Origin of the sequence: Acinetobacter schindleri (genome assembly GCF_010918895.1) — a bacterium.
Taxonomy (GTDB): domain Bacteria; phylum Pseudomonadota; class Gammaproteobacteria; order Pseudomonadales; family Moraxellaceae; genus Acinetobacter; species Acinetobacter schindleri.
On record NZ_CP044483.1, the window covers coordinates 1,643,743 to 1,669,935 of the forward strand.

General features: G+C 42.9%; 22 protein-coding genes. 13 read left to right on the forward strand and 9 right to left on the reverse strand.

Going from position 1 to position 26,193, the window contains the following annotated elements:
- Positions 1-20: 20 nt before the first annotated feature.
- The 3 genes from FSC11_RS07970 to FSC11_RS07980 form a co-directional block, all read right to left on the reverse strand.
- Complete coding sequence (locus FSC11_RS07970) at positions 21-1,886, reverse strand: SurA N-terminal domain-containing protein (protein ID WP_163166184.1); 1,866 nt, start codon at positions 1,884-1,886, stop codon at positions 21-23.
- Positions 1,887-2,016: 130 nt separating this feature from the next.
- On the reverse strand, positions 2,017-2,289 hold the full coding sequence (locus FSC11_RS07975; protein ID WP_004279807.1) for an HU family DNA-binding protein: 273 nt from the start codon (positions 2,287-2,289) through the stop codon (positions 2,017-2,019).
- A gap of 157 nt (positions 2,290-2,446) precedes the next feature.
- Positions 2,447-2,926: a phasin family protein gene (locus FSC11_RS07980; protein WP_163166186.1), complete on the reverse strand. Its 480-nt coding sequence runs from the start codon at positions 2,924-2,926 to the stop codon at positions 2,447-2,449.
- A gap of 203 nt (positions 2,927-3,129) precedes the next feature.
- On the opposite strand from FSC11_RS07980, the gene FSC11_RS07985 reads away from it, so the two are divergent.
- The 8 genes from FSC11_RS07985 (at position 3,130) to fdx (ending at position 9,336) form a co-directional block, all read left to right on the forward strand.
- Positions 3,130-3,774 (forward strand): hypothetical protein, encoded by a 645-nt coding sequence (locus tag FSC11_RS07985; RefSeq protein ID WP_004812747.1) that lies wholly within the window; start codon positions 3,130-3,132, stop codon positions 3,772-3,774.
- Between the two features lie 115 nt (positions 3,775-3,889).
- Complete coding sequence (locus tag FSC11_RS07990) at positions 3,890-4,363, forward strand: Rrf2 family transcriptional regulator (protein WP_004812744.1); 474 nt, start codon at positions 3,890-3,892, stop codon at positions 4,361-4,363.
- Between the two features lies 1 nt (position 4,364).
- Positions 4,365-5,582, forward strand: a complete 1,218-nt coding sequence (locus FSC11_RS07995) for an IscS subfamily cysteine desulfurase (RefSeq protein WP_004812743.1) — start codon at positions 4,365-4,367, stop codon at positions 5,580-5,582.
- Between the two features lie 103 nt (positions 5,583-5,685).
- Entirely contained in the window at positions 5,686-6,072 is a 387-nt protein-coding gene (iscU, locus tag FSC11_RS08000; RefSeq protein WP_004812740.1) for a Fe-S cluster assembly scaffold IscU, read from the forward strand.
- Positions 6,073-6,113: 41 nt separating this feature from the next.
- Positions 6,114-6,434, forward strand: a complete 321-nt coding sequence (gene iscA, locus FSC11_RS08005) for an iron-sulfur cluster assembly protein IscA (protein WP_004812739.1) — start codon at positions 6,114-6,116, stop codon at positions 6,432-6,434.
- A gap of 132 nt (positions 6,435-6,566) precedes the next feature.
- Positions 6,567-7,082 (forward strand): Fe-S protein assembly co-chaperone HscB, encoded by a 516-nt coding sequence (gene hscB, locus FSC11_RS08010; RefSeq protein ID WP_163166188.1) that lies wholly within the window; start codon positions 6,567-6,569, stop codon positions 7,080-7,082.
- A gap of 40 nt (positions 7,083-7,122) precedes the next feature.
- Entirely contained in the window at positions 7,123-8,982 is a 1,860-nt protein-coding gene (gene hscA / locus FSC11_RS08015; RefSeq protein ID WP_163166190.1) for a Fe-S protein assembly chaperone HscA, read from the forward strand.
- A 15-nt stretch (positions 8,983-8,997) separates the two neighbouring features.
- The gene (gene fdx, locus FSC11_RS08020; protein WP_004812732.1) at positions 8,998-9,336 is read left to right on the forward strand and encodes an ISC system 2Fe-2S type ferredoxin; all 339 of its coding nucleotides are present in this window, start codon (positions 8,998-9,000) and stop codon (positions 9,334-9,336) included.
- Between the two features lie 70 nt (positions 9,337-9,406).
- Here the strand turns inward: fdx and FSC11_RS08025 are convergent, their stop codons facing one another.
- The 5 genes from FSC11_RS08025 to aspA form a co-directional block, all read right to left on the reverse strand.
- Positions 9,407-10,954, reverse strand: a complete 1,548-nt coding sequence (locus FSC11_RS08025) for an adenylate/guanylate cyclase domain-containing protein (RefSeq protein ID WP_163166192.1) — start codon at positions 10,952-10,954, stop codon at positions 9,407-9,409.
- A gap of 58 nt (positions 10,955-11,012) precedes the next feature.
- Positions 11,013-11,447 (reverse strand): HIT domain-containing protein, encoded by a 435-nt coding sequence (locus tag FSC11_RS08030; RefSeq protein ID WP_004894486.1) that lies wholly within the window; start codon positions 11,445-11,447, stop codon positions 11,013-11,015.
- Positions 11,448-11,688: 241 nt separating this feature from the next.
- Positions 11,689-15,147: a transcription-repair coupling factor gene (gene mfd, locus FSC11_RS08035; protein WP_163166194.1), complete on the reverse strand. Its 3,459-nt coding sequence runs from the start codon at positions 15,145-15,147 to the stop codon at positions 11,689-11,691.
- Positions 15,148-15,269: 122 nt separating this feature from the next.
- Positions 15,270-15,629 carry a hypothetical protein gene (locus FSC11_RS08040; RefSeq protein WP_163166196.1) on the reverse strand — a complete coding sequence of 120 codons (360 nt, stop codon included), beginning with the start codon at positions 15,627-15,629 and terminating at the stop codon, positions 15,270-15,272.
- 130 nt (positions 15,630-15,759) lie between these two features.
- On the reverse strand, positions 15,760-17,211 hold the full coding sequence (gene aspA, locus FSC11_RS08045; RefSeq protein ID WP_163166198.1) for an aspartate ammonia-lyase: 1,452 nt from the start codon (positions 17,209-17,211) through the stop codon (positions 15,760-15,762).
- A gap of 409 nt (positions 17,212-17,620) precedes the next feature.
- Here aspA and putP point away from each other — a divergent pair, with 409 nt between their 5' ends.
- Positions 17,621-19,135, forward strand: coding sequence for a sodium/proline symporter PutP (putP, locus tag FSC11_RS08050; protein WP_005221798.1), 1,515 nt, complete (start codon positions 17,621-17,623; stop codon positions 19,133-19,135).
- Positions 19,136-19,191: 56 nt separating this feature from the next.
- On the opposite strand, the gene FSC11_RS08055 is transcribed toward putP, so the two are convergent.
- Entirely contained in the window at positions 19,192-19,689 is a 498-nt protein-coding gene (locus FSC11_RS08055; RefSeq protein ID WP_163166200.1) for an Lrp/AsnC ligand binding domain-containing protein, read from the reverse strand.
- A 118-nt stretch (positions 19,690-19,807) separates the two neighbouring features.
- Between FSC11_RS08055 and putA the strand changes: the two genes are divergently transcribed.
- From putA to FSC11_RS08075, 4 genes are all read left to right on the forward strand, one after another.
- On the forward strand, positions 19,808-23,560 hold the full coding sequence (putA, locus tag FSC11_RS08060) for a trifunctional transcriptional regulator/proline dehydrogenase/L-glutamate gamma-semialdehyde dehydrogenase (RefSeq protein ID WP_163166202.1): 3,753 nt from the start codon (positions 19,808-19,810) through the stop codon (positions 23,558-23,560).
- Between the two features lie 178 nt (positions 23,561-23,738).
- Complete coding sequence (gene trmA / locus FSC11_RS08065) at positions 23,739-24,821, forward strand: tRNA (uridine(54)-C5)-methyltransferase TrmA (protein ID WP_163166204.1); 1,083 nt, start codon at positions 23,739-23,741, stop codon at positions 24,819-24,821.
- 242 nt (positions 24,822-25,063) lie between these two features.
- Positions 25,064-25,288 carry a hypothetical protein gene (locus FSC11_RS08070; protein WP_163166206.1) on the forward strand — a complete coding sequence of 75 codons (225 nt, stop codon included), beginning with the start codon at positions 25,064-25,066 and terminating at the stop codon, positions 25,286-25,288.
- 303 nt (positions 25,289-25,591) lie between these two features.
- A complete protein-coding gene (locus FSC11_RS08075; RefSeq protein WP_163166208.1) occupies positions 25,592-26,161 on the forward strand; it encodes a lecithin retinol acyltransferase family protein in 570 nt (189 codons plus the stop codon).
- Positions 26,162-26,193 lie beyond the last annotated feature (32 nt).

Sequence of the window (26,193 nt, forward strand, 5' to 3'; positions counted from 1 at the left end):
TTTTTTTAAAGGAAAATCTGTTATTTGATTTTCGCTTGCGATTTCAGATAACGCGTATAATCATCAAATTCTTGCTGACCACGTAACTGGGCATAAAGTTTTGCCAGTTCAGTACGCTGTTCTTCACTTAAGACATCAATCGGATTCTTCTTCACTTCAGATACAGCAACTACTACCAGCTCATTAGGCAAGCTTGCAGTCGTCACAGACCAAAATCCAGCTTTAGGTGCTTTCAGGCTAAATGCTGCACGCTGTACATCACGTTTTAGCAAGCCTTCAGCACGGGTATAGATACCCGCATCTTCAAACACCAGATTACCTTTTGCTACAGAAGCAGCAGGTTTGGTCTTAAACTCATCCAATGATTTCTGAATCTGGGCTTTTGCAAGAGCTCGCGCTTTTTCTTCAATCAGTTCTGCTTTAACACGTGGTTTCGCTTCCGCCAGTGATTGCTCACCTGCTGCATGGTAATCACGCACTTTTACCCAGGCTACATCACCGTTTGCCAACTGTATGCTAGATGATACATTACGGTCACCATTCTTCACATCGTCATTGAACAGCTTCACTTTCACATTGGCATCACTGAGTAATGGATCCCGTGTAGACAATGTCACGCCTTTGGCTGATTGTACGCGAACATCTTTAACTTCTTGTGTTACCACATCCAGTGAGTCACTGCTGACCACCATATCATTCAGGCTATTCACAGTATCAGAGAATGCATTTGATTTTTTAGAAGCCAGCACCTCTTCAGTCAGACGTGCTTTTTGTGATTCAAATGATGGCACAGCTACATCAGGTGCCTGTACAGCAATGATGTGATAACCATAATCTGTTTTCACGGGTGCAGAAACCTGACCAGATTGTAATGAAGCAACAGCTTTATCAAAAGCATTACCGAACACACCCGCTTCATAAACTGCGATTGCACCGCCTTTGGCCTTAGATTCAGGATCTTCTGAATACTGAGCTGCAGCCTGAGCAAATGTTGTACCCGCCTTGATCTTAGCTGCTACATCTGTTGCGAGTTTTTGCGCTTCAGCTTCAGAACGGTTATCCGCAGTGATCAGGATATGTTTCACTTCTGGCTTAGCAGTCGATTTTTGCGCCGCGACAAAACTGTTATAGGCATCTTGTAGTTCGGCATCGGTTACCGTAACAGCAGCGGTATTAATATCACCCGCTTTTAAAACTACGTAATCTACATCCACACTTGTTGGCTGCTTGAATACAGTCTTATGCTTTTCATAGTAAGCTGCAATTTCTGCATCAGTAACTTTAACGTTTTTCTTGTAGTTCTCAAGATTAACACTGGCAATATGCACATGACGCTGTTCAGTCTGCAAGTCAGCAATCTGCTGAATTTCCAGTTTACTAACCAATGGATAGTCAATAAATGTAGATGACAACATTTTAAGAGCATGGTCGGTGCGTAGACTTGCAATCAGCTGCTGGCTATTCATGCCTACAGAGCGCAAATAGTTTTCATAGAGCGCATTTGAAAACTGACCATTTTGCTGGAAACTCGGTTGCTGAGCAATCATTTGCTCAATTTGCTGATCACTGAGACTGATGCCCAAGTTTTCAGCTTGTTGGAGCAAAACTGTACGTGCAACCAGCGTATCCATAGCTTTTTGATCAATGAATGCCTGATTTAATAATGTTTCATCGCCATTGGCATAACTGAGATATTGTTCTTTAAATGATTTTGTCAGAGATTCCAATTCTTTTTTAGAGATATCTGTGCCATTTACCGTCTTGGCTGTATCTTTGTTCCCACCACTAAAATATCCTTCAATACCTACAAGCGCTAAAGGGGTCAAAAACAGAACGAGCAAGACCTTGCCCAGCCAACCCTTAATAACTTTACGAAAAGATTCCATAAGTATTCCAATATTTTATTTGCATGGGATTTTACCCGAAAAAACCCACTGAATGAATGTGTTAATCCTGACTATTTAATTAATCAATAAAAAACGCGCCTAGTGAGGCGCGTTTGGTTGCTGTTGGCGATTAAGCTACAGCGTCTTTCAAGCCTTTACCAGCTTTGAAGCTAGGTACTTTGCTTGCTTTGATTTCTAGCGTAGCACCAGTTTGTGGGTTACGGCCAGTACGTGCAGCGCGTTCTTTAACGCCGAAAGTACCAAAACCAACGAGAGTAACTGTATCACCTGATTTAAGCGCTTCAGTAACAGAAGCAATTGTAGCATCTAAAGCCTTACCAGCGTCAGCCTTAGATAATCCCCCTTTCTCTGCAATTGCATCAATTAATTCTGATTTATTCATGAAAATTACGTCCTCTTAATATCGTTTATTTAAGGTCCAAGAATTTGTTTAAATTGCCATAGCGACTTTATAACAATGGTTTAGGGCTAAACGCAATACTCTTCGACCTCTTTTTTTTAAAAAAATAAGCGAAAAAAACATTGAATAATGAATAAAGTCACTTTCGTTGTGATTTTTTAGACAATTCATCCTGTATTTTCCCCTGTTCTTCCATCAACTGATCGACTTTAGCATGCAGCTGCAGGATCAGTTTTTCTAGATGCTGTACGTCCTTCAGCGTCACTAATCCTATACGATTCAAGGAATGATGAACAGAGTGATCAATTAATTTTTCAACTTTATCTTTGGTATCTGTGACAGACTCTTTGGCCTTTTCTGAGACTTTTTCGACAGTTTGGTCGGCAATGTCAGTCGTTTTGGATTCTAGCTCTTCTCCCACCTTGACCAAAGAGTCGAATAATTTATTGCCTTCTTCTTCGGCGCGAGAGAATGCACCCAGTCCAGCCAGCCAGATTTGTTTGGTATATTTTCGAAAGTCAAGGACCGACTTACGCTCTGATCCTGATCTCAACTTAGCTTTTGATGTTTTTTGTTCTGTTTCCGGAATTGCATCCTGTGCCGCTTCAGATTTGTCCATGTGCACGCCTCCTGATTATTTTCTATGCAAATTTTATATAGAAATCTACAAAATTACAGCATATTAGCAAATTTAATACTTGCCAGTTTTGCTAAACTGTTCTACAAAGCAATTTATTTCATGTTTTAAGTTTAATCCCTGAAATATCAATTAGGCAGGATGCTTTATATTTCAAATTTTTCAGGAAAGGATTGGTTGTATCTATGAGCGAATCGCAGCAAAGTCAAAAGCAGCCGCACTTATTGCTGACAATGACTTTAATTGTTTTAGAAACGATTTTCACTTTTATTCTAAAACATGATCGCGTTGTTGCATTACAAGCTAAAAAGTTTATTGATGAAAATATCGCTATTAAGATTAATAGTTATATTCCTTATTTCGACTTTTATGTGCAGTTTACCGATAAAGGTCTGCTATTTGACCATAAAGCGCCAAATAAGATCATTGACCTTGATGTGCGGACTAATCTGTCCGATCTGATCAAAATCTTTATTTTTGGCAATCGTCGCAGTATTAAGGCTATGCGTATTGATGGCAATCAGATCCTGAAAGACGAATTCCGTGATCTGCTGACCCTGTTTGCCCTGCCGAAACTGCTTGCTGACTGGAAACAGTGGCTGTATGAACCAAGAGACGAGTCTGAAGTCGTTACTTCACGTAATCGTCTGGCCCCACTTCTAGATAAAATTGACCAGCAACGTTCTAAAATTAACACCCTACAAGTAGAAGTTAAGCAGTATGAAAACCGGATTCGACGCATGCAACGTCGTCAGAAGCAAATTAATATAATCTTTGGTCTTATTACCGTAGGTTTAATTACGTTATTAGTATATAATTGGCTTGCTTAATAAAGCCTTCTTTTTGGTACGATTTAACGTTTCATTTTGCATAATAAAAAAACTTGACTATTTTAGTCAGGATTCTTAAAATCGACACATCTAGTCTAACCATGTGTATCGAATCATGCGCTTAACCACTCGCGGTCGCTACGCAGTGACTGCTCTCCTTGATTTAGCTTTGCAGCCAACTGAACAAACGATCACGCTTGCTGAAATTGCAGCTCGTCAAACTATTTCTGTTGCCTATCTTGAGCAGTTATTTGCGAAACTAAAACGTCATGGCTTAGTTTCAAGTGTCCGTGGTGCCAATGGTGGTTATCATCTGGCGCGTAATGCTCAAGACATCACTGTGTTAGAAATCATTGAAGCTGTAAACGAAACCGTTGATGCTACTCGCTGCGACCATAAAGGCAATTGCCAGAATGGTGCGATGTGCTTGACTCACGATTTATGGCAGGAACTCTCCCACCACATTGCCGATTATCTCGCAAAAATCTCGCTTGCTGACCTCGTAGCACGTGACAACGTTCAAACCGTTTCACTACGCCAAAATTCAGCATCTTTTGATTCAGCTCTTTTATCGGTTACAGGTATTTGACATGAAACGTCCGATTTATCTTGACTATGCAGCAACCACTCCTGTAGACCCTCAAGTTGCAGAACGCATGATGGAATGCTTAACTTTCGAAGGTACCTTCGGTAATGCTGCATCTCGTTCACATGCATACGGCTGGCAAGCGGAAGAAAAAGTTGAATACGCACGTGAACAGGTAGCTAACCTTATCAAAGCTGACCCACGTGAAATCGTATGGACTTCTGGTGCGACTGAATCTGACAACCTTGCCCTAAAAGGTGTAGCTCAGTTCTATGCATCTAAAGGTAAACACATTATTACGTCTAAAATTGAACATAAAGCAATTTTGGATACATGCCGTGAGTTAGAGTCTGAAGGCTTTGAAATTACTTATCTGGAACCACAACCAAAAACTGGTTTAATCACCCCAGACATGGTTGAAGCTGCAATTCGTCCAGATACCATTCTTGTCTCCCTGATGATGGTAAACAACGAAATTGGTACCGTAACGGATGTTGCTGCAATTGGTGAAATCACTCGTGCCAAGAAAATTTTCTTCCACGTAGATGCTGCACAGGCTGCAGGTAAAGTTGAAATTGACCTTTCTCAACTGAAAGTCGACCTGATGAGCTTCTCTGCACACAAAATCTATGGTCCTAAAGGCATCGGTGCCCTGTTCGTACGTCGTAGCCCACGTGTACGCCTGAAAGCACAAATGCATGGTGGCGGTCACGAACGTGGCATGCGTTCTGGTACGCTTGCGACTCACCAGATCGTAGGTATGGGTGAAGCATTTGAACTTGCAGGTAAAAACTTGCATTCTGAACAAGCGCGTTTACGTGTACTTCGTGACAAACTTTGGAATGGTTTACGTGACCTTGAACAGGTATTCCTGAATGGCCACGAAACTTATAACGTTGCGAACTACCTGAACGTGAGCTTCAACTTTGTTGAAGGTGAATCACTAATGATGGCTCTGAAAGATGCAGCAGTATCTTCAGGTTCAGCATGTACCTCTGCAACACTAGAACCGTCTTATGTTCTACGTGCATTGGGCCTATCAGACGAATTGGCACACAGCTCAATCCGCTTTAGCTTTGGTAAATACACCACTGAAGAAGATATTGATCATGTACTTGAAGTCACTAAAGCTGCTGTTGAGAAGTTACGTGAACTTTCTCCGCTTTGGGATATGTACAAAGAAGGTATCGACCTTTCTACAGTTGAATGGGCTGAACACTAATCTTGTATCGAAGATAACAGCATTTATGTTGTTATCTCATTGATAAAAGTTTTTTAATCCCCATATTTAATATTAGGCTGACCCCGAGGTTTGGAGAAGCAACATGGCTTATAGCGAAAAAGTAATTGACCATTACGAAAACCCACGTAACGTTGGTGTTTTAGACAAAAATGCAGAAAACGTAGGTACAGGCATGGTGGGTGCACCAGCATGTGGCGACGTGATGCGTCTTCAGATTCAGGTGAATGATGAAGGTGTAATCGAAGAAGCACGTTTTAAAACTTATGGCTGTGGTTCAGCAATTGCATCTAGCTCACTGGTAACCGAGTGGCTAAAAGGCAAAACTCTGGACGAAGCTCAAGCGATCAAGAATATTGATATCGCAACTGAACTTGCTCTTCCTCCAGTAAAAGTACACTGCTCTGTACTTGCTGAAGATGCCATTAAAGCTGCTGTAGAAGATTATCGTAGCAAAAAAGTGAAAGCTTAATTGCTGACGTGTATTTTTGAAGAAAGATTAACGGAGTTTTCATGATCCATTTAACTGAAAATGCTGCAACTCATATCAGCAATTACCTGAAAAATCGTGGTAAGGGTGAAGGCATTCGCGTTGGTGTGAAAACTTCAGGCTGTTCTGGTCTGGCTTATGTGCTTGAATTCGTCGATGACGCTGATACACATGATGAAGTATTTGAACAGTTTGGTGTTAAAGTTTTCGTTGACCCGAAAAGCCTGGTTTATCTCGAAGGTATGGAGATGGACTACGTAAAAAATGGTCTGAACGAAGGCTTCGAATTTAACAACCCGAACAAAAAAGGTGAATGTGGCTGCGGTGAATCCTTCACTGTATAAGGCTTAATCAGCGTACATTTATCCTTGCAGCATTAAAACAGTGTCATCTACACTGTTTTAATTGCATTTAGGCAGTAGTTTTTAGCTGTACATTGCAGTTAATTTGCATATTAATCGTGGATCCAATCTCCCATGAATCATTTTGAGTTGTTCAACCTCCCTGTCGCACTTGATATTGATTCAGCTGCTTTAAAAGCTGAATTTTTAAAGTTACAGCAACAATATCACCCAGATAAAGCTGCAGACAAAGACCAGGCCCTGATCAAATCAAGTGAAATCAATCAGGCATATAAGGTCTTGTCGGCCGTGGATAGTCGCGCTGCTTACTTACTTTCATTGAAAAAACAGGATTATCATCTGGATCAGTCCATCAGTGATTTTGAGTTTCTGCAAGATGCGCTTGAAATTCGTGAGCAGCTTGATGATGCAGCTTCGGCAGAAGACTTATCTTCCCTAAAAGTTGAAGTTCAACAGTGGATTGATGGTCTGGTGCGTGAATTCAAAATAGATTATGAAGAGGAAGACTGGGCTGAGGCTCGCGATACTGTGCGTAAACTGCGCTTCTTTGTCAAAGTCATGGCCGATATCGATAAAGCGGAAGACCGTTTCCTCGATGACGACAGCTTTGACCTCGATGAAGATTTTTAATTTCTCTCTTTAATATTTAACGTGCAAAGGATGTAACACTATGGCTCTCTTGCAGATTGCAGAACCAGGTCAATCAAGTGCACCGCATGAACACCGCATTGCGATTGGTATCGATTTAGGCACCACCCATTCTTTGGTCGCCACGGTTCTTTCAGGTAAAGCCAAAGTACTTAATGATGAACAAGGACGTGTGTTACTTCCTTCTATCGTTCATTATGCAGAGCAAAGCACTCAGTACGGCTATGAAGCTGCACCATTCATAATGACCGACCCAAAAAATACCATCGTTTCTGTAAAGCGTTTCATGGGTCGTTCTCAAGCGGATATTAAATTCCAGCACCCGTATACCTTAGTGGGTGAAGCGAATGAAATGCCAGCGTTTGAAACTGCTCAAGGTCGTAAAACACCCGTCGAAATTTCAGCACAAATTTTAAAACAGCTGAAAGACCGTGCAGAAGCAAGCTTGAAAAATGAGATTAATGGTGCTGTCATTACAGTTCCTGCATATTTTGATGAAGCACAACGTCAGGCAACTCGTGATGCGGCACAACTGGCCGGTTTAAATGTACTTCGTTTATTGAATGAACCTACTGCTGCTGCTGTAGCTTACGGTCTGGATCAGGAAACCAACCTCAGTACAGATCGCAACTATGTGATCTATGACCTAGGTGGTGGTACTTTTGACGTATCTATCCTGCGTTTCTCGCAAGGCGTATTCGAAGTATTAGCGACTGGTGGCCATACTGCTCTGGGTGGTGATGACCTAGATCGTCTGATCCTAAAATGGGCCAAGAAACAGCTGAATATTGAAACCCTTAATGATGCTGAATATGCACATTTCATTACAGCTGCGCGCAAGGCTAAAGAAGCACTCTCTGATGCTGAATCTGTAGAAGTAAGACTGCTGGATCATGTCTTAACATTAGATCGTCCAACGTTTGAAGAAATCATTAAAGTTGCACTGGATAAAACGATTAGCGTTTGTAAACGTGTAATGCGTGATGCCAAACTGGAACTGGATGATATTCAAAACGTGGTTCTGGTAGGTGGTTCTACCCGCTCCTATGCCGTTCAGAAAGCAGTGCGTGAAGTTTTCAACCAAGAACCTCTATGTACGATCAATCCGGATGAAGTAGTTGCAATTGGTGCCTCGATTACTGCGAACCAATTGATTGGTAATTCAACCGACGGTTCATTGTTATTAGACGTAACACCATTGTCTCTAGGTCTTGAAACCATGGGTGGTCTGGTAGAACGTCTAATTTCACGTAATACCGCGATTCCTGTGGCACGCCGTCAAGAATTCACCACCTATCAAGATGGTCAGACCGCGATGTTGATCCATGTAGTTCAGGGTGAACGTGATCTGGTGGAGCATTGCCGTAGCTTGGGCCGCTTCGTGCTGCACGGTATTCCGCCAATGACTGCAGGTCAAGCACGTATTGAAGTGAGTTTCCAGGTGGATGCTGATGGTCTTTTAACCGTAGCTGCGCAAGAAACTACATCTGGTGTAAAAGCACAGATTGATATCAAGCCATCTTATGGTTTATCGAGCGAAGATACAGAGCGTTTACTGCTTGAAGGTTATAAATTTGCTGAAGAAGACAAAAACCTGCGTCATCTTCAGGAAACCAAAGTTGAAGCACAACGTGAACTCGAAGCACTTACTCAGGCCCTGAAAATGGATGTGGCGTTGTTAAGTGAGCAGCAGCTTACTGATCTGCAAGCTGCTCAAGCCAAGCTTGAACAAGAGCTGCAAGGTACAGATATCAAAGCGATTGAATCTGCCGTAGAACAGCTTAAAATACATAGTGATGCATTTGCTGCTGCTCGTATGAACCAGCATATCGATGCAGCACTGAAAGGTACTAAACTCGACGACTGGTCAAACTCAAACTAATTTAAGGTAAAGACTATGCCACGTATTAAAGTTCTTCCACATGCGCAAATTTGCCCTGAAGGTGCTGAGTTTGAAGTTGAACAAGATGCCAATTTATGTGAAAGCCTGCTAAATAACGGGATCAAGATTGAACATGCTTGCGATATGTCATGTGCATGTACCACATGTCACGTGATTGTGCGTCGTGGCTTTGACAGCCTAGAAGAAATGAATGATGTTGAAGCAGATCTGTTAGACCGTGCATGGGGCCTTGAGCCTGATTCACGTTTGTCTTGTCAGGTCAAAGTGGTGGACGAAGATCTGGAAGTTGAAATTCCGAAATACACCATCAACCATGCTTCAGAAAATCACTAAGCGATTTTCATAAAAAACCACGCTTGAGCGTGGTTTTTTTACATCTGATCTTTATGGTGATTGTTTTTTCTTAACTCGCGCGACTGGTCTTTTTTTCTAATTGATCTGACCTGGTTTCATATTCCTGCTTCTCAGTCTCTTTTTCTAATACCACAGGTTCTGCTGTACTCGCTGGTAGATGTTCAATGACTTCATCTTCAAGTTTTAACTTTACAATACCTTGTGAATTGGTCATCTTCTGCTGGGTCTGAATCCGCTTGATCATATTTTCAAGCACATGGACCAGTTTAGGATATTCGTAGTTTTGCACTTCATCCAGATTAAGTAACAGATGGAAACCTTTATATTCGTAATCAAACCAGCGTTGATAATCAATTTTCTCTGAAGTAAATCGCTCCATTACCTGCCAGGTACGTACTGGCTCTTTAATCCCCTTCAGGAATACTGGTTTTTTTCCTGCACAAAGATAGTCATTCTTGATAAGTGTATGGGTATCTTCAGAAATCAGGATTTCATCTACTTCAGCAGCACATTGTAATCGTGCTGCCAGGTTGGCATCCCGTCCCACAATCGTATAAGCCATACGGTGATTAGCGCCATAATTGCCAACGTGACAATAACCCGTCGAAATACCCATACGAATATGTAGCGGTGGATAGCCCATTTTCACCCAGCGTTCACGCAGGATTTTCATCTGCTGACGCATGGCAATCGCCATATCCAGACAGTTTTTGGCATCCTGCTCAACACCATCAGAATGCGGATCACCGAAAAAGATCAGGATCGCATCACCCATGAATTTATCTACCGTGCCTTCATAGTGCTTGGCGATTTCTGTCATGTGACTGAGATAGTCATTCAGCAGGAAGGCCAAATCATCTGGAATCAGCGTTTCAGAGAGTTCCGTGAAACCCTGGATATCGGAAAAAAATACGGTAAGTTTCTTACGTTTATATTCAATCTTGGCTTCAGACTCACCTTTCATAATTGATTGCCATAGCTGCAAGGGTGCATAACGGCTCAGCTGGTTGGCAAATTCCATATAGCGGTTCATCTGATCATAATAATGATTCTTTTTCTGCGCCATATAACGTGCACGCGTGGTTTGATAGTAATTCCCTACACCAAAATAGGTCACCAGACAAAGGAAGCCCAGAACTGTCAACTCATTGCTGGTTGGCTGAAAATATTCACCAAAACCAAAGATAAAAATATTGCAGAAATAAAAAATGGCAATACCGATCAGGCTTGCCAATGAGAACGTCAAAAATGAAATTTTGTTACTGATTGCGGTATACAACAATGCGACCAGTCCCAATAAAGACAGTACCAGACTCATATGCATTGCAGAAAGAATGACTGCAATTACAGCAATGTCGAGCACAAAGAAGACATTACGCTTGATACTAGTATTGTAGCGATAGATGAGCCAGCGCGACAGCTTCGGCAGAGCCAGTATAATCGCAAGAAAGAAAAACGGGATAAAAATCTGGTACTGCGTATCAGGCTCTGTATAGTGAAAAACGACGATGACCAGCGACAGCATGATATATCCCATCAGTCGATGGAAATATTCAAACTGTTTCGGCTCTTTATGTACCCAATCGTCTATTTGCACTCAGTTGCTCCTTGCAGCACTGTATAATTTACAGGCCTGATTGCAGCATGGGATCAGATTAATCCATACGCCAGTCGAATGGCATATCTCCCTGACCACGTAGAGCCAGCATTAACGTCTGACGCATATGAGCAAGAACTTCACTGCTATAAGGAACCGCAGGTGTTCCCCAAACTGGTTTTGGCCAAGCCACATCATTCTGGTAACGAACCACATGATGAAAATGTAGCTGTGGAACCATATTACCTAATGCAGCCACATTCATTTTGTCTGCACGGAATACACGCGCAAGCTGACTAGACAACCAGCTTGATTCACGCAGGAACTGTTCCTGGTCGGCCTGGCTAAGTTCATATAATTCTGTAATGCCCGGCACACGTGGAATCAGGATTAACCACGGAAATTGCATATCATTCATCAAACGACATGTTGATAAAGGAAAGTCGCCTACAAAAAACGTATCTTGAGCAAGTTGAGGATGCAAACTAAACATATCTTTATAAATGATGCAAAATTAGAATGATGGCTAATACTAACATATCCAGTGCTAGCTGAATATTGTGAGCAATGTGTTTAAATACAAATTTGGATGATTTGTTATGAACTCGGTCACAACTCAGACTTTACCGAATCACACAAATTAATCAAGACTTTCTTTCCATTGAGGGGTGACTTCGCCATCGATTTAAAAGAATGGTCAGAATTCCTTTTCTGACCCATTTTTTAAAACCTTTTTAATGCAGCTCTTTCAGCAGGCTATCCAGCAAATCGTTTAAAAACTGAATACGTTTCTGATAGTCTTCGAGCATGACCATGACTTTCAGACGTTGCCCGCCATTCATCCGGAAATAGGTCGGATGTTTCTGCATCATCTGGATAATACTCATGGCCTGCACTGGCGTATCCGGAGCAAATTCGATATGCCCGCCCTGACCGCCAATGTCGATTTTGGTAATGCCCAGCTGTTCTGCTTTCAGACGAAGCTGATGTACTGCAAATAGCTGCTTCACTGGCTGTGGTGGAATACCAAAACGGTCAATCAGCTCCATACGGATATTGTCGAGTTTGTCTTGGGTATCGGTATTACTGATACGTTTATAGAACAGCAGACGCTGATGTACATCCCCCAGATAGTCATCCGGAATCAAGGCTGGCATATGCAGATTAATTTCTGCCGTTAAAGATAATGGTGCATCAAAGTTCGGTGTCTTGCCCTTTTGAATGGCTTTGGTGGCTTTTTCCAGCATTTCCATATACAGGCTATAACCTATCGCCTGCATCGAACCACTTTGCTGTTCACCCAAGAGCTCACCTGCACCCCGGATTTCCAGATCTTCGGTTGCCAGCATAAAACCCGCACCCAGATTTGACGCTCGCTGAATCGCATCCAGGCGTTTTTCAGCATCGCCTTTTAAGCCTTTGATCGATGGAACCAGGAGATAAGCATAAGCCTGGTGATGAGAACGACCAACACGCCCCCGCAACTGGTGCAGCTGGGCCAGACCGAGCTTATCCGCACGTTCAATAATGATAGTATTGGCACTCGGCACATCGATCCCGGTTTCGATAATAGTCGAGCACACCAGAACATTGTATTCCTTGTGATAGAACTGCTGCATGACCTGCTCCAGTTCACGTTCACGCATTTGCCCATGGGCAACAATGACACGCGCTTCTGGTACCAGTTCACGTAGGCTTTCTGCAGCACGGTCAATGGTATCCACTTCGTTATGCAGGAAATAAACCTGACCACCACGCAGCAATTCACGCAGAATCGCCTCTTTAATGGTGTCATTGGTCTGTTCCTGCACAAAGGTTTTTACTGCCAGACGACGTGCTGGTGGTGTCGCGATGATTGAAAGATCACGCATACCACTAAAAGCCATATTTAGGGTACGGGGAATTGGTGTTGCGGTCAGGGTCAACATATCTACATCGGCACGTAGCGCCTTGATGCGTTCTTTGTCCCGCACCCCGAAACGGTGTTCTTCATCGACAATCATCAGGCCAAGATTGTTGAATTGGACATTTTCCTGCAAAATTTTATGCGTACCAATCACAATATCCACTTTGCCTTCTGCCAGGTCATCAATCGTTTTAGTATGTGCCTTAGAAGAACCGAAACGTGACAACACTTCAATGCGTACTGGCCAGTCCGCAAAGCGGTCTTTAAAGGATTCATAGTGCTGTTGTGCTAACAAAGTGGTTGGGACCAGAACTGCGACTTGACGGTTATTCTGCACCGCCACAAAAGCAGCACGCATTGCGACCTCAGTTTTCCCAAAGCCTACATCACCACAAACCAGACGATCCATTGGTTTGGCCTGCTGCATGTCATATAAAGTTGCTTCAATGGCATTGGCTTGATCTAACGTTTCTTCATAGGCAAAACCGCTGGCAAACTGCATATACAGGCTTTGATCCAGCTCAAAACTAATCCCGGGCTTGGATGAACGTCGTGCCTGTATATCTAGTAATTCGGCTGCGACATCGTGAATCTGTTCCAGTGCCTTACGTTTTGCTTTGCTCCAGGCATCTGTTCCGAGCTTATGTAGTGGTGCCAGATCAGGATCACCACCACTATAACGGCTGATCAGATGCAGATTGGTGACTGGTACATAAACCTTGGCATCATCAGCATAATCCAGTTGCAGGAATTCATGGTCCTGATCGTCAATACTCAAGGTAATCAGGCCGGCATAACGCCCTACGCCATAATCAATATGTACAACTGGGGCACCAATGGTCAGCTCGGTCAGACTGCGAATCAGGAATTCTTCGGATACTTCCTGTTGACGCTTGCGACGGCGCTGTACCACCCGATGTTCATAGAGCTGGTTTTCCGAAATCACAGCGATACGATCAGTCAAAACCAGACCACGTTCTAAGGGTGCACTGGTAATGGCAATCGCATGTAATGATGCGACAAAGGCATCAAAATTCTCGACAGTCGGGATATCCCCCAGACTTGGACGCAGTGCATCTTTTAGAGTTTCTCGGCGACCTGCACTTTCAGCCACGAGTAGAACAGGATGATTAGCTGCATCGATATATTTTTTAACTTCGATGAATGGCTTTTCCCGTTTCGAATCGACCGGCAGTCGTGGCGGTGTCTGAGTATCCAGATTTATCACACCCGCTTTTTCATCAAAAACATCTTGAGAGGCAATAATGCGACCAAACTGGTTCAATTGTTCCAGCACAAGATTAGTCTGGGTAAACAGCATTTCCGCAGGCAGAATTGGCTGATCCACATTATGACGGCGATCCTCATAACGACGTACCACTTCAGCCCAAAACTGGTTTAATGACTCTTCCAGACCGCGATCTGTAATGACAATGCCATTCTTTGGTAAGTATGAAGCCAAAGTGCTGTAAGCTTGCATCGCTTCTGCACTAAAGAAAAGTGGCATGTAAAATTCAATACCGGGCGAAGCAATACCATCCATGACATCTTGATACATCGGGTTTTTCTTGGGATTTGCTGTGGGGAACAGCTCACCATAACGGTCCCGGAAAGTGGCGCGCCCTTCTTTCAGTGGAAATTCTTGTGCTGGTAATACGGTAAATTGTTCTAAAGTTTGCGTAGTGCGCTGGGTTTCCGGATCAAAAAATTTCAGCGTTTCAATTTCATCATCAAACAGGTCAATCCGGATCGGTGCATCCTGACCAGAGGCATAAATGTCCATGATGCTGCCGCGGACTGCAAATTCACCATGGTCATATACCGTATCAACCAGATGGTAACCCGCCTGAATCAGTTTTTTCTTTTGCTGTTCCAGATCAAGCTTTTGCCCGACACGAATATCAAAGTGTTCACCCAATACCCATGAGCTTGGTGCTACACGCTGAGCCAGCGTAGAAGCAGATAACAGCAACACCCCGGTTTGCGGCATATTGGAAAGAATTGCCAGACGTTCAGAGACAATGTCCTGATGCGGAGACAGACGGTCATAAGGCAAAATTTCCCAGTCTGGAAATATAGTCGGCTTGATGCCATAAAATTCCAGTTCACTTTCCAGCTGACCAAGGTGCTGATTATTGCGTGCCACAATCACAAATAACTGTTTATGCTGCTTGGCAATTTCCTTCAGCAATAATGCTGTGGATGATCCCTGCAGGTTGCCTAACCAGCGTCGTTCACCAGCTTTGAGTTGTTTTAAATTGAGTTGGGAAATTTCTTGTTGGAACATGTATATAGCTTTAAAGTCTAAACAACATGTCCCTTATACTATCACGATGGTATCTGCGCATTTCGTTATTTTTATGCAGTCTTTGCTATCAGGAAAATAATGGTTTCTTTCCACTTCAAATGCTATTTTTTCTCACGCAGAAAATTTCGGTAATAATCATTCAACTTTTTTACGATTACTTTAAATTGCAGCAAGTTTTCTTCAGTATTGCCCAATCTTGAATTAAAACGTTGATTGGCAATTTCCAGATCAATTTTTTCATTAATGATCATGGCTGTAAAATATAATTCTTTCAGATCATCAAATGTTTTCATGCGTCGGTTAGACAGATATTCTAGTCTTTCACCTAACTCTTGATTCAGGTTAATCCCATCTACGATATAGCCAGTTTCTTCGGTATATTGAATATTATTTTCTTCTAGATAAAGCTGTGCAGGAGAAGGTTTATTTGATTTGAATAAAGTGCTGATTTTATCAAACATGCTATGTTCCGAATTCATCGTGGGATTTATCTAGTCTAGATGAAAATACCCCAAATCCACAGACTGGATTTGGGGTAAATGGTTAAAATCAGCACGATCCTATAAATCGTGATTCAAAGCCTTAAGAGCTTCAGGACACTTGTTCTAACTGATTGATCTCACTAGGTACTTCCGAGACCAGATTTTCAAAGGCAAAGATTTGATCTAACTGAGCCTGACTGAGCAGACCCAGCTCCAGTACGACTTGAGGCACAGTTTTATTTTCACGAATACACTGTTTTCCGATTTCATCACACATGGCATGCCCTAGCAGTGGTTCCAGCAAAGTGATAATGCCGATACTGCGCATCACGGCATTTAAACAGTTCTGCTCATTGGCCTGAATACCGGCAATACATTTTTGCTGTAGCGTCTGCATACCGTGGGTCAGCAATTGAATCGATTCATTTAAAGATACCGCGATGACAGGTTCCATGACATTGAGTTGTAATTGTCCAGCTTCTGCCGCCATGGTCACGGTCAGGTCATTGCCAATTACCCGAAATGCAATCTGATTCACCACTTCCGGAATCACTGGATTCACTTTGGCTGGCATGATCGAAGAACCTGCCTGTAATTCTGGCAAGCGGATTTCTGCCAAACCGGTACGTGGTCCAGAACTTAAGAGACGTAAGTCATTACAGATTTTGGACAACTTGACTGCCAGACGTTTCAGGCTGCTAGACAGAATAATGAATACGCCACAATCACTGGTCGCTTCTACATAATCTTCCGCGCCTTTTAAAGGCAGACCAGTAATGTGTGCCAAAGTTTCTACAGCACGCTTGGCATAACCCGTTGGTGTATTTACACCAGTTCCAATTGCTGTTGCACCCAGATTAACTTCCAGCAATAACTGACGCATCTGCTCAATCAGCTTAAAATCTTCTTTTAATAAAGTCGCAAAAGCGCGGAATTCCTGCTCCATAGTCATAGGAACAGCATCTTGCAATTGAGTACGGCCCATCTTGATCACATACTGAAATTCTGTAGCCTTACTATATAAAGTATCAATCAAAGATTTTTGCACATTGAGCAGTTCATCTAAACGTGTATAAGTCGCCAGGCGCAGTGCCGTGGGATAGACATCATTGGTAGATTGCGATGTATTCACATGATCATTCGGATGCAGAATATGATATTCCCCTTTACGATGCCCCATCAGTTCCAGCGCACGGTTGGCAATCACTTCATTGGCATTCATATTGATGGAAGTCCCGGCTCCGCCCTGATAAGGATCCAGTGGAAAAGCATCCTGCCAGTTTTCCGGATGTTGAATCAGCTCATCACAGGCTTGCTGAATGACTGCACATTGTTGTTCTGAAATTTTCTGAAAATGTAGATTGGTTTGTGCAGACGCTTTTTTAACTTGTGCCAAAGCGCGAATAAAATGTAACTGCTGTCCTACAGTTAAACCTGATATCTGAAAGTTTTCCAGCGCACGTATAGTATGAATTCCATAATAACTATGCTGTGGAATCTGTTTTTTACCCAATAAATCCTGTTCGATTCTGTTCAAGTCAATTTGAAGCATATTGTCCATATTTTTTACTCTTGGCGATGATGCACCTTGATGGTGCTTTTTCACTATGCGCGGAGTGGTGAGAAACAAATAGAAATCTTTTAAGTGATATTTGCAACAAAATATGTCTAGTTCGCATTTGCTGTTAGTTTTGTAACTTTGTGTAATAAAATAACAAAAGTTTAATGATTTTAACTATTTATTAAAAATTAGCTTCTCAGCTCTAAATTAGACTATTCTTGGCTTTATTTAGTCATTTTAAATTCCATACTATTCTATTTAAAAAATCAAATTTACATAAAGCATACATAAAAACTGCTTAACTGTTACAGAGTGTAATTTTTAAACCGTGTTTGAATCACTGCCCTGTGAACGCAGTACAAAAAATCATCCCGGATGATGATGTGCAATATTTAAGGATACTCTGCCTATGAGCTCGCTAAACCCGACACTGATTACTTTTCTGTTTTATATCGTCGCCATGATTGGAATTGGTTTATACGCCTATCGTGCGACGTCCAATTTTGATGAATATATTCTGGGTGGGCGAAGTCTGGGCAGTGTAGTGACTGCACTTTCGGCAGGCGCCTCCGACATGAGCGGCTGGCTGCTGATGGGTCTGCCTGGTGCAATTTATCTGTCTGGCTTGTCTGAAGTCTGGATTGCGATTGGTCTGATTATTGGTGCCTGGCTGAACTGGCTCCTGGTGGCTGGCCGCTTGCGTGCCCACACCGAATACCAGAACAATGCCCTGACATTGCCCGATTATTTTACCAGCCGTTTTTCGGATAAGAAGCGGATTTTACGCTTGCTCTCTGCAATCGTGATTCTGGTGTTCTTTGCGATTTACTGTGCTTCCGGCATGGTTGCAGGTGCACGCTTATTTGAAAGCCTGTTTGGCTGGGACTATACCACTGCACTCTGGCTCGGTGCTGTTGCCACGATTCTGTATGTGTGTATCGGTGGATTTCTGGCGATCAGCTGGACCGATACCTTTCAGGCCGGTTTGATGATTTTCGCCTTGTTAATTACCCCGATCATTACCTATCTGGCATTGGGTGATAATGCTCAACAGGTCGGTACATTGCTTGAAACAGCCCGTCCACATGCATCCAATATGCTGGAAGGTCTGAGTATGGTGGCGATTATTTCAAGTTTGGCATGGGGCTTAGGCTATTTTGGCCAACCGCATATTTTAGTGCGTTTTATGGCGGCAGATTCGGTAAAAACCATTCCTGCTGCACGTCGTATCGGTATGACCTGGATGATCCTGTGTCTGGTGGGTGCAATGTCTGCAGGTTATATCGGAATTGCTTATTTTGCAGCAAATCCTGATTTACCTGCTGCAGCGATCGTGAACCAGAATCCTGAAACAGTCTTTATGGAACTGACTAAAATCCTGTTTAATCCTTGGGTGGCTGGCATCGTTTTGGCTGCAATTCTGGCTGCGATTATGAGTACTTTAAGCTGTCAGCTGCTAGTCTGTTCTACAACTCTTACCGAAGATTTATACAAAGGTTTCCTGCGTAAAAATGCTTCGCAAAAAGAACTTATCTGGGTTGGCCGTGGCATGGTGATTGTGATTTCCCTGATTGCAATTTCCTTGGCAATCAATCCGAACAGCAAAGTTCTTGGTCTAGTGGCTTACGCGTGGGCAGGCTTTGGTGCAGCGTTTGGTCCATTGATCATCTTCTCGCTGTTCTGGAAACGCATGACTCTCAATGGCGCAATTGTGGGCATGGTAGTAGGTGCAGTAACCGTAATTGCCTGGAAAAATTATATGGGCGATACAGGTCTGTACGAGATTATTCCCGGCTTTATTCTGGCAGCGCTTAGCATTGTGATTGTTAGTTTGCTAGATAAAGCTCCAAGTCACGATGTAGTCAATCGTTTTGAACTGGCGAAAGCCGAATATCAAAAAGAAATGGCAGAAATGAAGAAATAGTCTTTCTATTTCAAAAACTAAAAGGGACTTTATGTCCCTTTTGTTTTATCAGCATTTTATACTTTAGCTTTGGCAGGTACTTTCAGCTTGATCTGCTGGGTTTCCTTAATTACTTCCATCACCGGATAACTGCGGGTTTCTTTTACGCCCGGCAACTGCCACAGAATATCTCCGGAAATTTTACGGAATTCATCCATATTCGCACAGCGGATTTTCACTACAAAATCAAAGCCACCACTGATCATATGACATTCCACAATATCCGGAATATGCTGCACTGCTTCAGAAAATTCTTCCAGTACATTCGGTGTAGTTTTATCCAGCAGTATCTCGACAAAAACTACAAAACCGTTATTCAGCTTGACCGGATTCAGACGGGCTTCATAACCGAGAATAAATCCTTCCTTGGTCAATTTCTGCACCCGTGCCAGTACTGCTGTTGGTGACAGGTTCACCATTTCTGCCAGTTTGATATTGGAAATTTTCGATTCAGATTGCAGCAAATCAAGAATACGAATATCTATTCGGTCAAGGCTTACATATGAGCTATTCATTAGAATTATTCTCTAAAAATGATACAAACTATAGTGAGATATTCGTCAATTATTTTGGGATTATAGATTAAAACTCATTCAACTCAAAGAACCGTTTGACGCAGTACAGGAAGTCACTATGTCCACCATCCTACGCCCAAATTCGCACTCGAATGCCATGCAGCAGTCGAATTATATTGCTGAATTTAAGGATAAAAATGAATATGAACAGCGCATTAATTCTGCATGGCGACGTGCAGAATCCGAGTGCGTGGAAACCCTGCTGGAACATAGTGAAATTTCCTCTGAACTGACGGACAAAATCCAAAGCCTGGCTTTTGATCTGGCGCATTCCTTGCGTGAACGTAAAGGTTCAGGTGGCAAGGCCGGCATTGTGCAAGGGCTATTACAGGAATTTTCGCTGTCTTCTCAGGAAGGTATCGCATTGATGTGTCTGGCAGAAGCTTTGCTGCGTATTCCGGATACGGCGACCCGCGACCTGTTAATTCGTGACAAGATCAATCAGGGCAACTGGAAAGAACATCTTGGGCAAAGCCAGCTGATGTTTGTCAATGCTGCGGCCTGGGGACTGATGCTGACCGGAAAGCTGATGGAAACCCCACAACAGAAAAACCTGTCAAGTCTGTTAACTGGCCTTTTGGCACGCAGTGGCCGTGGCATTATCCGCAAGGCGGTCGATGTGGCGATGCGTATGATGGGTGAACAGTTTGTGACTGGCGAAACCATTGATGAAGCCCTGAAAAATGCCGAACGTCTGGAAGAAAAAGGTTTCCAATATTCTTATGACATGCTGGGTGAAGCAGCACTAACCGATCCGGATGCAGAACGTTATTATCAGGATTATCAAAATGCGATTCATGCCATTGGTCAAGCATCAACAGATAAAGATGTTTATAACGGCCCGGGCATTTCCATCAAACTGTCTGCGCTGCACCCACGTTACCAGCGCTCACAGATGGATCGTGTTAATGATGAACTGTATAGCAAAGTACTAAATCTGGCGGTTCTGGCGAAAAAGTACAATATCGGTCTGAATATCGATGCGGAAGAAACCGAACGTCTGGAAATTTCCTTAGAGCTTTTAGAACGCCTGTGTTTTGAACCGACACTCAATGACTGGAAAGGCATTGGTTTCGTGATTCAAGCCTACCAGAAACGCTGCTTCTATGTAGTGGATTATATTATCGATCTGGCTAAACGCAGCCAGAAACGCCTGATGATCCGTCTGGTCAAAGGTGCGTATTGGGACAGCGAGATCAAAAAAGCCCAGATCGAAGGTATGGCGGATTATCCGGTATTTACCCGCAAGGTACATACTGACCTGTCCTATATTGCCTGCGCACGTAAACTGCTGGCAGAACCCGATTATATCTACCCGCAATTTGCCACTCACAATGCACAAACTGTGGCCACCATTTACCAACTCGCCAATCCGGAACGTTACTACGCTGGTCAATATGAATTCCAGTGCCTGCACGGTATGGGTGAACCGCTATATGAAAATGTGGTCGGTGACAAAGCGGCTGGCAAGCTCGGTATTCCATGTCGTATCTATGCCCCAGTCGGCAATCATGAAACCCTATTGGCCTATCTGGTACGCCGTCTGCTGGAAAATGGTGCCAATACTTCTTTCGTGAACCGGATCGCGGACAAGAGCTTAAAAGTTGAAGATCTGATCGAAAATCCTCGTCAGACAATTATAAAGACCGCTCAACAGGAAAATGTATTGGGTGCCAAACATCCTCATATTCCCTATCCTCAAGATCTTTATAGCACACGTATCAATTCATCTGGACTGGATCTGGCCAATGACGCGGAACTCAATGCTTTAAATGAAGTTGCAGCAAGTCTGGCTGATACCCAGTTCCAGGCAGCAGCAATGGGCACAGCTTTTTCAGAACCTGATACAAGTAATACTGTACACGTAATCAATCCAGCCCAGCATCAGGATATCGTCGGTACCGTTTATGAAGCAACGACTGAACAGGCAGAAATTGCCCTGATCCAAGCTGCCAATGCACAACATTTCTGGGCCAATCTGCCAAAGAATGAACGTGCCGCCTGTCTGAATAAAGCCGCCGAGCTGATGCAGCAACGCCTGCTGCCCCTGATGGTTCTGCTATCGCGTGAAGCTGGTAAAACCTATGCCAATGCCATTGCTGAAGTACGTGAAGCGATTGACTTCCTGCGTTATTATGCTGGCCAGATGTCAGATTTACCTGGCAATGTCCATATCCAGCCTTTAGGTACCGTACTGTGTATCAGCCCTTGGAACTTCCCGCTGGCGATTTTCACCGGCCAGATTTCTGCGGCATTAGTAGCGGGCAATACTGTGATTGCCAAACCGGCTGAGCAGACCCCGCTAATTGCTGCCCAAGCTGTACAAATTCTCTGGGAAGCTGGCATTCCACAAGATGTATTGCAACTGTTGCCCGGCCGTGGTGAAACCATTGGTGCCCAGCTGAGCCAAGACTCCCGCATTCAAGGCATCATGTTTACCGGTTCTACCGAAGTAGCAAAAATTCTGCAAAGAACTGTAGCCAAACGGTTAAACCAGTTTGGTGAAAGTGTAACCCTGATTGCCGAAACTGGTGGCCAGAATGCCATGATTGTGGATTCATCTGCATTGACCGAACAGGTAGTGCTGGATGTGGTCAACTCTGCTTATGATAGTGCTGGTCAGCGTTGTTCCGCCCTGCGTGTATTGTGTGTACAGGAAGATAATCTGGACACTGTACGCCATATGTTAAAAGGTGCCATGCAGCAGTTGCGTGTTGGCAATCCAGTTCTGCTCAAAACGGATATCGGACCGGTGATTGATGCCGAAGCACAGCAGAATATCCAGAAACATATTGATCAGATGCGCAGTAAAGGTCATAAAGTCCATCAATTGATGTTTAATCAAGATGCTTCCGATTTGGCTCAAGGGACGTTTATTCCACCAACCTTAATTGAGCTGCCAAACCTGAATGATCTGGAACGTGAAGTCTTTGGTCCAGTGCTGCATCTGATTAGATATAAAGCCGGTGAACTGTCACAGTTATTGGATCAGATCAACAGCAAAGGTTATGGCCTAACCATGGGCCTACATACCCGGATCGATGAAACCATGCAGACCGTGATTTCAAAAGCACATGTCGGCAACCTGTATATCAACCGCAATATTGTCGGTGCTGTGGTGGGTGTACAACCCTTCGGTGGTGAAGGTCTGTCTGGGACTGGTCCGAAAGCTGGTGGTCCACTCTACATCTACCGTTTAATGCATCAGGTGTCAGAGAAAAAGCTGGCTCAGCCTTATGCAATGCAGCCTGCCCAAGTTTCCCTTGAAAATCCAGTAATGCAGGACTTTAAGGCTTGGGTATATAAAACTTTCCCAAGTATTTCCTTAACCACTCCAGCTAAAATCACAACTGGGCACAGCTTTAGCCTGCAAGGTCCAACAGGTGAAGAAAACCAGTACATGATCTTGCCACGTGAAAGTATATTATCTCTGGCAACGAATGATGCTGATCAGATTCAGCAATTACTGGCGATTTTATCGGTGGGTAGTCGCCCGGCTGTACTGGCAGACAATACTTTCATACTTAAACATTTACAAAGTATGCCAGCAAAAGTGGTAAAGGCCATTAAAGTGATTAAAGATATGGAATCTAGTGATTTCGAAGCTGTACTGCATCATGGTGATGCTTCTGCACTGATTGATCTACAGCAGCGTATTGCAACACGTCAAGGTCCAATTGTAGGTATTACTCATCTAAGTTCCGGAAATTATGAGATTCCGGTAGAACGTTTTGTAATTGAACGTGCAATTAGCATTAATACCGCAGCAGCGGGTGGTAATGCCAGTCTGATGACCATGTCAGGCTTATAAACAGCTTTATCACTTATTTTATTTTAATTTCTTTCCTCTTAAGGCCAAATCTCTCCCCTTTGTAGATTTGGCCTTTTTTTAGCAGCTTTTCCAGCCTGTTTCCCTGAATAGTCTTAGGCAGAACAGCAATTTTTTGCTACCATCTTGGCTTTCAAAATATTTGCGATTTTTACTGCATATGACCTCATCTTATCAGCAACAACTGGATGCCAAAGTTGAACGCATTAGCGCGCAATTTGCCGAATATCAACCACCTGCTTTAGAAGTATTCGAATCACCTGAACAGTACTATCGCATGCGTGCTGAGTTTCGGATCTGGCATACTGAAGATGACCTGTTTTATGCCATGTTTGAACGTGATGAGAACAATAATAAAAAAGTCATCCGTATTGATGATTTTCCGGTTGCCGACCGCAGTATTAATGCCTTAATGCCACTCTTATTGGCAGCACTTAAGGCTGAGCCTATTTTATCAAATCGTCTCTTTGAAGCGCATTTTCTTGCCACTTTAAAAGGTGAAATGTTGGTATCACTGGTTTATCGTTGCCCACTGACTGCTGAATGGGAAGCTGCCGCTAAAGCCATATCAGCACAACTCAATATTAAGATTTTTGGTCGTAGTCGTGGGCAGAAAGTCATTTTAACTGATGACTATGTTGTTGAAGAATTGACTGTGTTCGATCGCAAGTATCAATATAAGCAAATTGAAAGCAGTTTTACTCAACCTAATGCGCAAGTCTGCCAGAAAATGCTGGAATGGGCATGCAATGCTGCACAGCAGTCTGATAAAGACCTATTGGAGCTTTACTGTGGTAATGGCAACTTTACCTTACCACTCTCTACCCGCTTCCGTCGTGTATTAGCGACCGAACTGGCGAAATCTTCAGTCTATGCAGCTGAATGGAATATTCAGCAGAACGGTATCGACAATATTCAGGTAGCTCGTCTGTCTGCTGAAGAATTCACCCAAGCCTATAACGGTGAACGTGTGTTCCGTCGTTTGCAAGAAGCCAAAATTGATATTTCAACTTATGACTTCGATACCGTCTTTGTCGACCCACCACGTGCCGGTATTGATTATGAAACACTCAAGTTACTGCAGCGCTTCGAACGTATCCTCTATATTTCTTGCAATCCAGATACATTGCATGACAATCTGAAACAGTTAGCTGAGACGCATAAAATTACTAAATTTGCCCTGTTCGATCAGTTCCCATATACCCATCATGTGGAGTCAGGTGTGCTGCTGGAAAAACGCTAAAAATATTGTTTCAATTTATTTTTTTGTTACATAAATGGAGTTTCTAATAGCTCCATTTTTTGTTTTTAAAATAATGGACTTATACATGAATTCCATTATTTCAACTGAATAATATCGTTTGAAACACCAGCTGCAATCGGAAATTTTGAAGACCGTTTGCTGCTTTTATCACATAGGCCCTATTGCTTTATTTATTTAATTGGCTATATTTCAAGCTATGTTAGATCATGTATGAAGGCTCTATGAGTTTTTGGCAAAAGTTGTTCACTGCTGAACAACAAAATGAACACAAGAATCAAATTGCTTGTGTTGAAAATGACTGCGCTTGTAAGTCAAATGAACAGCTTCTTGAAGCATTGGCAAAAGCAACTGATGAAGACGTGATTGTCGGTATCAAAAAAGTTCTCGCTTCTCGCGGCTATAGCCGTAAGGAACTGAATGAACTGCAGAACTTGCCATTACAGTAGTGGTCAGGCTTTATTTTAAAAAAGCATTTGTGAAAGCAAATGCTTTTTTATTGGCTGGAACTTTTAAATAGAAGCATTATTCAATCTGTATGTTCAGCTCTAGCTCTTGTCTTGGTTGAGTAGTGATCCTCAATAGTGCTTAGGCTATTTTAATCTTAAGCTTTCTACTTTTTTTCATCATTCCATTATTAACACAACTGATCAGTTCGCTGATTTTTCAGACATAAACATCGATAAAATCACAAAAACCCGTTAAACTTGATTTCTTGAAACATTTGTACATCAATTGGCATTCAGTGGCATATGCAACAAACTCAACGTTTTCCCTTAGGTGCTCACCTTATGGTCAAACACTTCGGCTATACCCATCATGGTATTTATGCCGGACGAGGTCGTGTGATCCATTATTCCGGTTTTGCGCACTTATTTAAAAAGCACCCGATTGAAATTACCTCGATTGACAAGTTTAGTCATGGTAAACCAATCCAAGTTCAGGAATATGCACATACCAAATACAAAGGCCGTAAAGTTGTGCGTCGTATGCGTTCACGCATGCATGAAAATAATTATCATCTGATTATCAATAACTGTGAACATCTATGTACCTGGGCGATTACTGGCGTGGAAAGCAGCCCGCAGGTGATCCGCATGATGAACCGTCTGACCACCATTGGTTATATCAGTTCGATGATGAGCTTCATGAACAGTATGTTCCTGACATTAACCACCACTTGCTTTGCATTGGTACTATATATTAAAAAGAAATTACGCGACAAAGCAAAACGACGTTTGCAGCAATACCGTGAGCTACAGGAACAGTTCCAGGAACATACTCAGCAACCTGAAAAAACGCTAATTAAAAGCCCCAAATAAATGGGGCTTTTAATATGGATGAAAATAACTGA